Source organism: Hydrogenophaga sp. (assembly GCF_031426985.1).
GTDB lineage: Bacteria > Pseudomonadota > Gammaproteobacteria > Burkholderiales > Burkholderiaceae_C > Hydrogenophaga.
In genome coordinates, this window is the sequence record NZ_JASJOY010000169.1 from 1 (window position 1) to 12,355 (window position 12,355).

General features: G+C 71.8%; 14 protein-coding genes and 1 pseudogene. 6 read left to right on the forward strand and 9 right to left on the reverse strand.

Features of this window, described 5'->3' with window-relative positions:
* Window positions 1–504: MFS transporter (locus RMP09_RS18260; RefSeq protein ID WP_310567400.1), on the reverse strand; the 504-nt coding region annotated here is incomplete at its 3' end.
* Window positions 505–638: 134 nt separating this feature from the next.
* Between RMP09_RS18260 and RMP09_RS18265 the strand changes: the two genes are divergently transcribed.
* Both RMP09_RS18265 and RMP09_RS18270 read left to right on the forward strand, forming a co-directional pair.
* The gene (locus tag RMP09_RS18265) at window positions 639–1,298 is read left to right on the forward strand and encodes a response regulator transcription factor (protein ID WP_310567401.1); all 660 of its coding nucleotides are present in this window, start codon (window positions 639–641) and stop codon (window positions 1,296–1,298) included.
* Window positions 1,295–2,626: an ATP-binding protein gene (locus RMP09_RS18270; RefSeq protein WP_310567402.1), complete on the forward strand. Its 1,332-nt coding sequence runs from the start codon at window positions 1,295–1,297 to the stop codon at window positions 2,624–2,626. The genes RMP09_RS18265 and RMP09_RS18270 overlap by 4 nt, the downstream gene beginning before the upstream one ends.
* Before the next feature lie 161 nt (window positions 2,627–2,787).
* Here the strand turns inward: RMP09_RS18270 and RMP09_RS18275 are convergent, their stop codons facing one another.
* A complete protein-coding gene (locus RMP09_RS18275) occupies window positions 2,788–3,477 on the reverse strand; it encodes a DUF1345 domain-containing protein (RefSeq protein WP_310567403.1) in 690 nt (229 codons plus the stop codon).
* A gap of 113 nt (window positions 3,478–3,590) precedes the next feature.
* Between RMP09_RS18275 and RMP09_RS18280 the strand changes: the two genes are divergently transcribed.
* Window positions 3,591–5,084, forward strand: a complete 1,494-nt coding sequence (locus RMP09_RS18280; RefSeq protein WP_310567404.1) for a DegQ family serine endoprotease — start codon at window positions 3,591–3,593, stop codon at window positions 5,082–5,084.
* Window positions 5,085–5,167: 83 nt separating this feature from the next.
* The gene (locus RMP09_RS18285; protein WP_310567405.1) at window positions 5,168–5,416 is read left to right on the forward strand and encodes a hypothetical protein; all 249 of its coding nucleotides are present in this window, start codon (window positions 5,168–5,170) and stop codon (window positions 5,414–5,416) included.
* A gap of 17 nt (window positions 5,417–5,433) precedes the next feature.
* On the opposite strand, the gene RMP09_RS18290 is transcribed toward RMP09_RS18285, so the two are convergent.
* Together RMP09_RS18290 and RMP09_RS18295 are read right to left on the reverse strand one after the other, a co-directional pair.
* Window positions 5,434–5,673 carry a hypothetical protein gene (locus RMP09_RS18290; protein ID WP_310567406.1) on the reverse strand — a complete coding sequence of 80 codons (240 nt, stop codon included), beginning with the start codon at window positions 5,671–5,673 and terminating at the stop codon, window positions 5,434–5,436.
* Window positions 5,673–5,912 (reverse strand): cysteine-rich CWC family protein, encoded by a 240-nt coding sequence (locus RMP09_RS18295; RefSeq protein ID WP_310567407.1) that lies wholly within the window; start codon window positions 5,910–5,912, stop codon window positions 5,673–5,675. Before RMP09_RS18295 ends, RMP09_RS18290 begins: the two co-directional genes overlap by 1 nt.
* A 101-nt stretch (window positions 5,913–6,013) precedes the next feature.
* Between RMP09_RS18295 and RMP09_RS18300 the strand changes: the two genes are divergently transcribed.
* Together RMP09_RS18300 and RMP09_RS18305 are read left to right on the forward strand one after the other, a co-directional pair.
* Window positions 6,014–6,742 (forward strand): c-type cytochrome, encoded by a 729-nt coding sequence (locus tag RMP09_RS18300; protein ID WP_310567408.1) that lies wholly within the window; start codon window positions 6,014–6,016, stop codon window positions 6,740–6,742.
* The gene (locus RMP09_RS18305; RefSeq protein WP_310567410.1) at window positions 6,739–8,013 is read left to right on the forward strand and encodes a cytochrome c; all 1,275 of its coding nucleotides are present in this window, start codon (window positions 6,739–6,741) and stop codon (window positions 8,011–8,013) included. The genes RMP09_RS18300 and RMP09_RS18305 overlap by 4 nt, the downstream gene beginning before the upstream one ends.
* Before the next feature lie 57 nt (window positions 8,014–8,070).
* Here RMP09_RS18305 and RMP09_RS18310 read toward each other — a convergent pair whose 3' ends face one another.
* The 5 genes and pseudogenes from RMP09_RS18310 to RMP09_RS18330 all read right to left on the reverse strand — a co-directional run.
* Window positions 8,071–8,703, reverse strand: a complete 633-nt coding sequence (locus RMP09_RS18310; protein ID WP_310567411.1) for a DVUA0089 family protein — start codon at window positions 8,701–8,703, stop codon at window positions 8,071–8,073.
* A 314-nt stretch (window positions 8,704–9,017) separates the two neighbouring features.
* Window positions 9,018–10,835: a methyl-accepting chemotaxis protein gene (locus RMP09_RS18315; RefSeq protein ID WP_310567412.1), complete on the reverse strand. Its 1,818-nt coding sequence runs from the start codon at window positions 10,833–10,835 to the stop codon at window positions 9,018–9,020.
* A 143-nt stretch (window positions 10,836–10,978) separates the two neighbouring features.
* Window positions 10,979–11,275, reverse strand: a complete 297-nt coding sequence (locus RMP09_RS18320; protein ID WP_310567413.1) for a hypothetical protein — start codon at window positions 11,273–11,275, stop codon at window positions 10,979–10,981.
* Window positions 11,266–11,817 carry a chorismate--pyruvate lyase family protein gene (locus tag RMP09_RS18325; protein WP_310567414.1) on the reverse strand — a complete coding sequence of 184 codons (552 nt, stop codon included), beginning with the start codon at window positions 11,815–11,817 and terminating at the stop codon, window positions 11,266–11,268. Before RMP09_RS18325 ends, RMP09_RS18320 begins: the two co-directional genes overlap by 10 nt.
* A 165-nt stretch (window positions 11,818–11,982) precedes the next feature.
* Window positions 11,983–12,355: pseudogene (locus tag RMP09_RS18330) on the reverse strand (malate synthase G); the annotation flags it as partial.

Consider the following 12,355-nt stretch of genomic DNA (forward strand, 5'->3'; position numbering starts at 1 on the left):
GCCGCCGATGCTGGGGCCGATGGCCGGCGCCAGCACCACGCCCATGCCGAAGATGCCGCTGGCGCGGCCCTGCTCGTGCGGTTCGAACGCGCGCAGGATGATGATGGCCGGGATGGGCTGCACCACGCCCGCGGCCAGGCCCTCGGCCACGCGCGCGGCCAGCACCAGCGGGTAGTGATTGGCAAAACCGCCGGCCACGCCTCCGGCCAGCAGCAGCGCCATGCAGCCCATGTAGGTGTGGCGGTAGCCGTAGCGCGCCAGCAGCCAGGGGGTGGTGAGCATGGACACCGTCATCGCCGCCATGAAGCCCGAGGTGGCCCACTGCGCCCGCTCCTGCCCCAGCGTGAAGTGCAGGCTCATGTCGGGAATCGCCACGTTGATGATGGTGGACGACATGATGGACGCCATGGTCCCCACCATCACCGACATCAGCAGCAACCAGCGGTAGCGTTCGCCGTAGCGTGCGCGCAGGGCGGGGAAGGAGTGGTCGTCGGGCTGGGTCATGGTGGCGGGTGTGAAGGCGGTGCAACGATAACCGCCCGCGCGCGTCCTGGCACGCGGTGGGGCCTCAGCGCCGCTTAAGTTGGCCGCCCGACGCGCTGGCAGAATGGCCGTGAACCCCCCCGGAGGAATCCGCCATGCGGCTGCTGCTGGTTGAAGACGACACCATGATCGGCGAGTCCGTGCTCGATCTGCTGCGCGCCGAACACTACGCCGTGGACTGGGTGAAGGACGGCGAAATGGCCGACACGGCGCTGTGCACCCAGGACTACGACCTTGTGCTGCTCGACCTGGGCCTGCCCCGGCGCGACGGCCTCGCGGTGTTGCGGGCGCTGCGCGTGCGCCAGAACCGCGTGCCGGTGCTCATCGCCACCGCGCGCGACTCGGTGCAGCAGCGCATCGAAGGCCTGGACGCCGGGGCCGACGACTACGTGCTCAAACCCTACGACCTCGACGAACTGCTGGCGCGCATCCGCGCGCTGCTGCGCCGCGCCGCCGGGCGCGCCGAGCCGGTGTACGAGCACCAGGGCGTGAGCATCAACCCGGCCACGCGCGAGGTCGCGGTGAACGGCCAACCGGTGCTGCTGTCGGCGCGCGAATGGGCGGTGCTCGAACCGCTGCTGGCGCGGCCCGGCCTGGTGCTCTCGCGCGCCCAGCTGGAAGAAAAACTCTACGGCTGGAAGGACGAGATCAGCTCCAACGCGGTGGAGGTCTACATCCACGGCCTGCGCAAGAAGCTGGGGCCGGACATCATCCAGAACGTGCGCGGCGTCGGTTATTTGGTGCCGAAGGCATGAAACTGCGCCAGCCCACCTCCTTGCGTGGCCGCCTGCTGGTCTTCGTGCTGCTCGCCATCCTGGCCACGGCGCTGTTGCAGGCGGGGCTGGCCTACCGGGCGGCGCGGGCCGAGGCCGACACGCTTTTCGACTACCACATGCAGCAGACGGCCCTGTCGCTGCGCGCAGGTCTGCCGCAGGCGCTGGTCACGGGGGTGATCCCGTTGCCGGCCGAGGAACAGGACTTCGACTTCGTGCTGCAGATCTGGACGCTGGACGGCGAGCGCGTGTTCGAGTCCGCCGCGCGCGCCGAGCTGCCGCAGCGCGCGGTGCTGGGCTTTGCCGACGCCAGCGCGCACGGCACGCGCTACCGCGTGTACTCGGTGCAGGCGCGCAACTTCGTGATCCAGGTCGCGCAGGACCGGGCGGTGCGCCAGCGCATGGCCGGCGCGCTGGCGCTGCGCACGGCGCTGCCCATCGTGCTGCTGGCGCCGCTGCTGATGGGGCTGGTGGGCTGGGTGGTCAGCCGCTCGCTGGCGCCGGTGGCGCGTGTGCAGCGCCAGGTGGCGCAACGCCAGGCCGACGACCTGACCGAGGTGGCCGACACCGACCTGCCCGACGAGGTGCGCCCGCTGGTGCGCGAATTCAACGGCCTGCTGCGCCGCGTGGCGCAGGCATTCGACGCGCAGCAGCGCTTCGTGGCCGACGCCGCGCACGAGCTGCGGTCGCCGCTGGCCGCGCTGAAGCTGCAGGTGCAGGGCCTGCAGCGCGCCCCCGACGACGCCACGCGCGAGCGCGCGCTGGAGCGCCTGGGGGCGGGCATCGACCGCGCCACGCGCCTGATCGAACAGCTGCTGGTGCTGGCGCGCCAGCAGGCCAGCGCCGCCGCGGGCGCGCCGCCCGAACCGGTGGCGCTGGCCGATCTGCTGCGCAGCGCGGTGACCGACATGCTGCCCGCGGCCCAGCAACGCCGCATCGACATCGGCGTGACGCAGGCCGACGCCGGGCCGGTGAGCGGCCACGCCGAGGCGCTGCGCATCCTGGTGCGCAACCTGCTGGACAACGCGGTCAAGTACACGCCGGCGGGCGGCCAGGTGGACGTGGCCTGGCGCACCGAGGCGGGCGCGCGGGTGCTCAGCGTGGAAGACAGCGGGCCGGGCATTCCCGAGGCCGAACGCGGGCGCGTGCTGGACCGTTTTGTGCGCCTGCCCGACGCGCCCGCGTCGGGCAGCGGCCTGGGCCTGGCCATCGTCAAGGCGGTGGCCGATCTGCACGGCGCCACGCTGCGCCTGGACGCCGCGCCCACGCTGGGCGGCTTGCGCGTCCAGGTGGTGTTCCCGGGGCCCTAAGGCGACGCTGAACAAGTCCCTCGCGGCGCGCTCATCCCGCTCTCGGGCGGTCTGCCGCGTTGCAAAGCCTCGCCGGGCCGCCCGGCCCGCCTGCGTTTTGCGCCTTGCAGCCCATCCCGACAGCGGGCGATCGCATCCACGGGGACTTGATCAGCGTAGCCCTAACCCAGCGCGGACGCCAGCACGTTCACCGCCATCGCCAGCACGATCAGGTTGAACGCGAACGACAACAGGCCGTGCAGCAGCGTCAGGTGCCGCATGGCGCGGCTTTGCGGCGTCACGTCGGCCACCTGTGAGGTCATGCCCACCACCGCGCTGTGGTAGAAAAAATCGAGGTAATCGGGGTCTTCACCGCCGGGCCAGAGCAGACCGCGCGCGGGCGCCCGGCTGGCGCCGGTGGGGTGGTAGTAGCGGCGCGCGTAGTGCAGCGCAAAGACCGACTGGATCAGCAACCACGCACCGGCCAGCGAGGCCAGCACCAGGCCCAGGCGCACGGCGCGCGGCCCGCCTTGCAGGGCGCGCACGCCGTCCACCGCCAGTGCCACGGCCAGCAGGCTGGCGCAGGCCGCGCTGGTCACCAGCACCAGCAGCATGGCCGCGCCCGGGTCTTCCCAGCGTGCGCGCCGGTGCGTGCCCGCCGCGTCCAGGTGCCGGGCCAGACGCCACACCAGGCCGGTGTAGACCCCGCAGTACACGACCCAGCCGAGCAGCCAGGGCGTTGCGCCGGAGGCCCCCGGCCAGACGGCCGCGGCGCCCCCGGCCAGCAGCGCGGGCAGCAGGGCCGCGCCTTGGCGCTGCCACGCGGTGAAACGGGCCGACCAGTGCAGGCCGTGCATCGGGTGCTGGTTCATCGGGCCAGTGTGCCATGGGGGCGGCGTTGCCCGGTGGGTGACCCTAAGCCCGGACTAAGTGAGTCCCCGGACAGTGGTGCCCTGTTCCTTTTTCACCCGTTCCAGGAGATGCCATGAACACCCGTCAGCTCACGCCCACCCGTCTCGTGCTCGCCCTGCTCACCGCCGGTGTGCTGGGCGGCGCCGGTGCCACCTATGTGGCCGGCAGCCACGCCCGCGCCGCCGCCCCCGCCGCGGTGGCCCACGCCACCGCCTTGCCGGCCGGGGCCAACGGGGCGCCCGACTTTTCCGCCATCACCGACCGCTACGGCCCGGCCGTGGTCAACATCAGCGTCAGCGGCGTCAAGCAGGCCGCGGCCGACGACGAGGCACCGGCCGCGGCGCGCGGTGGCCTGCCGCCCGGCGTCGACCCCAACGACCCGTTCTTCGAATTCTTCCGCCGCTTCCAGGGCCCGCAGCCGCGCGGCCAGGGCGATGAGGTGGTGCGCGGCCAGGGCTCGGGCTTCGTGGTCAGCGCCGATGGCCTCATCCTCACCAACGCCCACGTGGTGCGCGATGCCAGCGAGGTCATCGTCAAGCTCACCGACCGCCGCGAGTTCAAGGCCAAGGTGCTGGGCGCCGACACCAAGACCGACGTGGCCGTGCTGAAGATCGACGTGCAGAACCTGCCCACCGTGCCGCTGGGCCGCGCGCGCGATCTCAAGGTCGGCGAATGGGTGCTGGCCATCGGCTCGCCCTTTGGCTTCGAGAACAGCGTCACCGCCGGCGTCGTCAGCGCCAAGGGGCGCAGCCTGCCCGACGACAGCTTTGTGCCCTTCATCCAGACCGACGTGGCGGTCAACCCCGGCAACTCGGGCGGCCCGCTGTTCAACAGCCGCGGCGAGGTGGTGGGCATCAACGCGCAGATCTACAGCCGCTCCGGCGGTTACCAGGGCCTGTCGTTTGCCATCCCCATCGAGCTGGCCACCCAGGTCAAGGACCAGATCGTGGCCACCGGCAAGGCCCGCCACGCCCGCCTGGGGGTGAGCATCCAGGAGGTCAACCAGACCCTGGCCGACTCTTTCAAGCTCGACAGCCCCGAGGGTGCGCTGGTCTCGGCCGTGGAGCCGGGTGGCCCGGCGGCCAAGGCCGGCCTGAAGGCCGGCGACGTGATCCGCCAGGTCAACGGACAGCGCATCGTGGCCTCGGGCGACCTGCCGGCGCTGATCGGCCAGTCCGCCCCCGGCAGCCAGGTGACGCTGGAGGTCTGGCGCCAGGGCCGGCGTGAGAGCCTCACCGCCCAGCTGGGCGACGCGGGCGAGAAAAAGGCCCAGGTGGCCCAGGCCGGCAGCGGTGCGGAGCAGGGCAAGCTCGGTCTCGCGCTGCGTCCGCTGCAAGCGCAGGAGCAGCGCGAGGGCGGCGTGAGCCAGGGGCTGGTGGTGGTGGACGTGGGCGGCCCCGCCGAACGCGCGGGCGTGCAGCCGGGCGACCTGCTCATGGCGGTCAACGGCACACCGGTGCAGAGCGTCGAGCAGGTGCGCGCGGCGGTGGCGGCGTCGGCCAAGTCGGTGGCGCTGCTGATCCGGCGCGACGGCGACACCCTCTTCGTGCCGGTGCGCATCGGCTGATGCCGGGTGGCACACCGGACGCCCCGGAACGCCGCGCGGACGGCCGGGGTCTGTCGGCCCACATCCTACCGACCTCGGCCACCATGATCGGGGTCTGCCTCACGGCGCTCTACATCAGCCTGCTCGGCCCGCCCAGTGCGGGCCGGGTGCTGGTGGACAAGCTGCTCGCGCTCGACGGCCTGGTGTTCCTGGCCAGCGCCGTGCTGTCGTTCATGTCCATGCGCCTGCGCAGCCGCGCGGCGCGCTACGAGTCGCTGGGTGAAAACGTGTTCGTCGGCGGCCTGGGCCTGCTGGCGCTGGGCGCCCTGGTGCTGGCCTTCGTGGTCAGCTGAGGCCCGGTCGCTCGGCTTCAGTCGGGCCGCTTCGGCCGCGCGCGCCGCTGCGCATCGCGCCACAGGCGCAGTGCCAGCAGCACCAGCGGCGTGGTGTGCAGGAACAGGTCGAAGACATCGATGGGCCTGTGCAGCGCGCCTTGCGAGAGCAGGCGCAGCTTCTCGACCAGGTGCGGCTCGGGCACGATGGGGGCCACCGCCAGCCACAGCGCGACCACCACCAGCAGCTTGAGAGGAAAACGGTCCAGCCAGCCCATCACGGTTGCGCCTCGTCGGTTGAGAGGTTGAACGCGGCCAGGCAGGCGGCGCAGATGCAGGCCTTGCCCGCGGCCTCGGCCGGCAGCCGGTCCAGCAGGTCTGACGGGAAGCGCGCCGTGCTGCACCAGCAAGGTGGTTGCGGCTGGCCGCTGGCGCGTTCCACTTCCATCGCACAGCGGTTGTCGCCGCCGCACAGTGGGCAGCGGGTGGGGTCGGTGGGGGCGGGCGTGGTCTGCATGGAAAAGGCCTTTTCTGCGCAGTGTATCGACCCCCTGCCTGTGGTACTTTTGAATGGATTTCCGACGCCCGCCCCCTCTCACCACCGCTCCGCGCCGCACCATGTTCCTCGTCCGTTTTCTCGCCGGTGTCGGCTGCGCCTGGTTGATCCAGGGCCTGGCATGGGCCGCTGGCCCCACCCCTTCCACACAGCCCCACACCGTGCCCGACACCCTGGCCCAGCGCGTGATGGCCTGCACCGGCTGCCACGGGCCCGAAGGCCGCGCCACCAACGACGGCTTCTACCCGCGCATCGCCGGCAAGCCCGAGGCCTACCTGTACCACCAGCTGCAGAACTTCCGCGACGGCCGCCGCCAGGCCGCGGGCATGCGTTTCCTGCTCGACCCGCTGAGCGACGCCTACCTGCGCGACATCGCGCGCCATTTCGCCGGCCTGGACCTGCCCTACCCACCACCGCCGCCCAGCACCGCCCGGCCCGAGCAGCTGGCGCGCGGCGAAGCGCTGGTGCGCCGCGGCGACCCGGCGCGCGAGCTGCCCGCCTGCACCGCCTGCCACGGCGCCGCCATGACCGGCGTGCAACCCGCCGTGCCCGGCCTGCTGGGCCTGCCGCGCGACTACCTCATCGGCCAGCTCGGCGCCTGGCAGACCGGCCTGCGCAAAGCCCACGCGCCCGATTGCATGGCCCAGGTCGCGCAGCGCCTGGCCGCGCCCGACATTGCCGCCGTGGCCGCCTGGCTGGCCGCGCAGCCGCTGCCGGCCGACGCCCACCCCGCGCCCGCCACCACCCAACCGCTGCCCCTGCGCTGCGGCAGCGCCGGGAGCCGGTCATGAAGCGCACCACCCCCCTGCGCGCCGCATTCGGCGTCTGCTTGCTCGGCTGTGCGCTGCTGGCGGCGGCCATCGGCTGGCAACTGCGGGCCGATGCCCTGCCGCATGTGTCCAATGTCCCCACGGCCTCGGCCGAACAGCTGGACCGCGGCGCCTACCTGGCCCGCGCCGGCAACTGCATGGCCTGCCACACCGCGCGCGGCGGCCAGCCCTATGCGGGCGGACGCTTCATCGACACCCCGTTCGGCCGCGTCGTGGCCGGCAACCTCACGCCCGATGCGCAGACCGGCCTGGGCCTGTGGTCGCCGCAGGCCTTCCGCCGCGCCCTGCACGACGGCCGCTCGCGCGACGGGCGCCTGCTGGTGCCCGCCTTCCCCTACACCCACACCACCTTGCTCAGCGACGCCGACGTCGACGCCCTCTACGCCCACCTGCGCCAGCTGCCCCCGGTGCAGCAGGCCCAGCCCGCGCACGCCCTGCGCTTTCCGTACAACACGCAGGCCGCGCTGGCGCTGTGGCAGATCCTGCGGTTCCAGCCCCAGCGCTTCGTGCCCGACGCCGCCCGCTCGGCCGAATGGAACCGCGGCGCCTACCTGGTCAACGGCCTGGCCCACTGCGCCGCCTGCCACGGCAGCCGCGACCCCATGGGGGGGCTGCGCCAGGCCTTCGGCGCGGCCGACATGCCCGATGGCCGCTGGTTCGCCCCCTCGTTGCGCGACCCGGCGCAGGGCGGCGTGCAAGCCTGGCCGACCGAACGCATCGTCGCCCTGCTGCGCGACGGCAGCGTGGCCGACGCACCGGGCCACGCCACGATGATGGGCCCGATGGCCGAGGTCGTGTTCCACAGCACCCAGCACCTGCGGGCCGACGACCTGCGCGCCATGGCCGTGTACCTCAAAGACCTGCCAGCGCAGGCCGAGCCGGTGCCCGAGGTCGAGCCCGCAGCGCCCGCGCAGATGGACCTGGGCCAGCGCCTTTACAAACAGCACTGCGCCGACTGCCACGGCGCCCAGGGCCAGGGCGCGCCCGGCGCCTACCCGCCGCTGGCCGGCAACCGCGCGGTGGTCATGACGTCGCCCGTCAACGCGGTGCAGGCCATCGTCAGCGGCGGTTTCGCGCCCGCCACGGCCGGCCACCCGCAGCCCTACGGCATGCCGCCGTTCCGCACCGTGCTGACCCCGGCCGAGATCGCGGCCGTGGCCAGCTTCGTGCGCCAGAGCTGGGGCAACCGCGCGGGCGCGGTCTCGTCGCTGGACGTGCAGCGGGTGCAGTGAGCCGCCAAAAAAAAGCGGCCCGAAGGCCGCTTTTTCGAGAGGGCTGTCGCCGAGCGCTCAGCGGGCCTTGCGGCGCGAGGCGGCCAAGCCGGCCAGACCCAGGCCCAGCAGGGCCAGGCTGGCGGGTTCGGGGACCCGGTTGCCGTCGTCCAGCGCCGTGACGTTGCTCAGCGAACCGTTGGACGCGGTCATGGTCAGGCGCCAGGCGCCAAAGCTGTCGTTGTTGCCCTCGTAGTCGAAGAAGGCGCGGTCGGCTTGGAAGCCTTGCAGGCCGTCGGCGGCGCTGTAGATGAGCTGGCCCAGGGAGATCATGTAGGAGCCGGCATTGGCGAAGGTGTAGCTGTAGGCCGAGTCGTACCCGTGCACCGAACCGTCGCCGTAGGTGATGCCGGAATCGTCCTGTGCGGTCAGCATCGAGCCGCCGCTGAACAACGCCATGTAGTTGTCGAAACCGGTGAGGAAGCCGTCACCGTTGAGGTCCACGTGTGTGGCTTCCCAGACCATGGAGTCGAAGAACACCGTGGTGCCGGCGGTCACGTCGAACGCCACGCGGGAAATCTTGAGATCGTCGACCAGACCGTCATGGTCACCATCAATGTTGTGGATGGCGCCGTTGACCACGACCGGAGCGGCCAGGGTGGCGGCGGTGGACAGCGCGAGCGAGCAGGCCAGGAGGACTTTTTTAAACATGTGTTTTTGAGTGCAATGAAATGTAAGCAAATGAAGCAAGTGCCAGGCCAGACACGTAAGTGCTTGATTTGATTGGATCATCGAAAAACACAAGCAAGAATTGTCAAAAAAATCGACAGTTCTACATGCCCCGCCAGAGGCAACGTCGGTCGGCCGCTGCGGTGTCGCAGGGCGTGCGGCGGGTGCATCGAGGCGGTGTGAACGGATCCCGCCAACCGGCCATGGGCGTGCCGGCCGCCCCGCGCTGGGTGGCCACTGAGCACCAGAGCCCGCGCCACGGCGGTGCGCTGCGCTCCGGTGGGCGCGAACCGGCGTCAGCCGATGCGGAACTGCCCCACGGTGCGGGCCAGGCGCTCGGCCTGGTCCTGCAGGCCGCTGGCCGCGGCCGCGCTTTCTTCCACCAAGGCCGCGTTCTGCTGCGTCATCTGGTCGAGGTTGCTGATCGCACTGCCCACCTGCGCGATGCCCGAACGCTGCTCGGTCGCCGCCGCGGCCACGGCCTGCATCATTTGCGAGACGCGCTGCACGTTCTGCACGATCTCTTCCATCACCGCGCCGGTGCGGCCCACCAGGGCCGAGCCGGCCTCCACGCTCTGGACCGAGCTGCCGATCAGCTGCTTGATCTCCTTGGCCGCTTCGGCGCTGCGCTGGGCCAGGTTGCGCACCTCGGCCGCCACCACCGCAAAGCCGCGGCCCTGCTCGCCGGCCCGCGCCGCTTCCACCGCCGCATTGAGCGCCAGGATGTTGGTCTGGAAGGCGATGCCGTCGATGACCGAGATGATGTCGTTGATCTTGCGCGAGCTGTGGGTGATGGCCTCCATGCTGCTGACCACCTGACCGACCACCTCGCCGCCCCGCGCGGCCGAGGCGGCGGCGCTGCCCGCGATCTGGTTGGCCTCCTGGGCCGACTGGGCCGACTGCGCCACGGTGGCGGTCATCTCTTCCATGGTGGCCGAGGTTTCCTCCAGGCTCGACGCCGCCGACTCGGTGCGCGTGGACAGGTCGTGGTTGCCGGTGGCGATCTCGCGCGAGGCGGCGTGCACCGCTTCACTGGCCGAGGCGATGTCGCGCAGCGTGGCCTGGATCTTGTCGACGAAAGCGTTGAAGGCCTGGGCGATGCGGGCCAGCTCGTCGTGGCCGCTGGCGTCCAGCCGCTTGGTCAGGTCGCCGTCGCCCGAGGCCACGTCCTGCATGGCGGTCTGCAGGCGGTCCAGACGCTGCAGCGAGCGCGCCACGACCACGCCGGCCAGCAGCACCGCGATCACGGTGACCACCAGCGCGCCGATCAGCGAACGCATCAGGAACCCCGACACCGACGCCAGCGCCTCGCCCTTGTGCAGCGAAATCACCAGCTTCCAGTCGGTGCCCGCCACCGGCACGGCCGTCAGCAGGCGGGCGCTGCCGTCGATCGTCACCTCGGTCAGCTCGGTGCCCAGGGCGGCAACCGCCGCGGGCGTGAGCGCCGGGCTCAGGCTGACCGCGTCCTTGAGCACCCGGTCCAGGTCGGCGTGCACCATCACCTTGCCGCTGCTCGACAGCACGAAGGCGTCGCTGGACGGCGTGGGCTTGATGGCGGTCACCGCCGCGGCCACCGCGTCCATGAACACATCGCCGGCCGCCACCGCGCGGACCTCGCTGCCGTTGCGGTCGGCCACGGCAAAGGTCATCACCAGCTTCTTGCTGTCCGCATCCACATAGGGCTCGGTCAGCACCACGCCTTGCCCGCTGGCGGCCTTCTGGTACCAGGGGCGCGCGGTCGGATCCCAGCCAGAGGGCAGGTTCTGAGGGGTCGAGAAGATCGCCCGCTTGTCCTGGTAGCCGATGTAGGTGGTGTCGAACAGGCCGCTCTTGACCGCCTGCGTCAGCGCCGTCATCGGGTCTTGCACTTGTGTGGCGGGCAGCAGTGCGCCCACGACGGCGGATTTGCTGGTGATCCATTGGCCAATGCCCTCGGCCCGCGCGAGGGCCAGGTTCTGGGCCGAGGCGTTCACCGAGGCCCGCGTGGTCGAGCGCAGGCTCAGGAAGTTGAAGGCACTGACCGCGGCCAGACCGGCCACCACCAGCGTGGCCACGGTCAGCACCAGGCGCGACTTGATCGACAGGTGGCCCAGGCGGGATGGAACGTTGTGCATGCAAACCTCTGGCGGTGAGGGGGCCGTTCGCCCGGGGATTCGGGCGTTCGTGTCCTGTCTTCGGTCGCCGGGCGTGGCACTTGAGGCTGGGCCGCCAGGCGGCGCGGCCCCGTCGGTCCGCTGGAGGCTGTCCCGCGCCTGGGTCAGCGCTCGTCGACGTCCTCGACCAGCGCCTCGCCCCAGGCCCAGGGGCCGGTGAGCGTCAGCGTCACCGTGGTCCAGTCGCCGTCGGTGTGCTGCTGCACATCGGCGTCCCACACCCCGCCCTCGTCCAGCGGCCCGCGCGGGCCGGGGGCGCGGCGTTCGGCCACGGCCAGCACGGCCTGCGCTTCGGCCTGCACCGCGGGCAGGTCGGCCGCCCGCACGCTGGCCATGGCCTCCCAGGTGCCGGTGCCCTCGCCGTCGTCGCTGGCGTCAAAGATCAGGTAGTTCAGGGGCATGGGTGGGTCGGCGTGGCGCCGTCCGGGGGCAGGTGCAGGAACAGTTCGGTCAGCAGCAGCGGCGCGTGCTCGCGCGTGAACACGCAGCGCCGCGCCCAGCAGCCAGGGGCGGCGCCGGGCCAATGGTCGGCGTGCGGCCAGGCCAGGCCCTGGGCCCAGTCGAAGCCGCTGCGGTCCAGCCCATGCAGCCCGAAAAGCAGCTCGCCCAGCGGCTGCTGGCCGAGCGCCTGCACCTCGGCCCAGGTGGCCAGGGCCGGGCCGTCCGGGATCACCGTGCGCGCATAGACCCGGGGCAGGCCCCCGCCCACCAGCAGCACGCAGCGCAGCCAGGCCGGCACGCCATCGGCCAGGCCCAGGCGCCGGGCTTCGTGGGGCAGCGGGGTGCCCAGGCCTTCGGCCAGCACCCGCACCGCCAGGTCGGGCCAGTGCCGCCGCAGGCGCGTGGTCAGCGAACCCTGTTCCCGCAGCCAGCTGCGGGTGGTCGCGTCCGGAGCGGACGGTTCGTGCGCCGGTGCGGGTTGCCAGGGGGAGGGCGGGGTCATGGGGCGGTGCGGTTTTGCATGGGGGCGCATTGTGATGCCAAAAGAAAACGGCGCCCCGTGGGGCGCCGTGTCGCGGTCCAGAACGCCGCGGAACTGGCTTTGCCAGGCCGCAGGCGTTGCCCCCTTGAGGGGGTGACGCACCTCAGGTGCGGCGCGGGGGTGGACTCAACCCGCCGCCTTCACCTTCAGGCGCCAGGCGTGCAGCAGCGGCTCGGTGTAGCCGCTGGGCTGTGCCTTGCCCTTGAACACCAGATCGAGCGCGGCCTGGTAGGCCTTGCTGGTGGCCACGTTGCCGGCCATGGGCTGGTAGAGCTTGTCGCCGGCGTTCTGCTTGTCCACCTTGGCGGCCATGCGCTCATACGTGTCGCGCACCTGCTGCTCGGTCACGATGCCGTGGTGCAGCCAGTTGGCCACGTGCTGGCTGCTGATGCGCAGCGTGGCGCGGTCTTCCATCAGGCCGATGTCGTTGATGTCGGGCACCTTGGAGCAGCCCACGCCCTGGTCGACCCAGCGCACCACGTAACCCAGGATGCCCTGG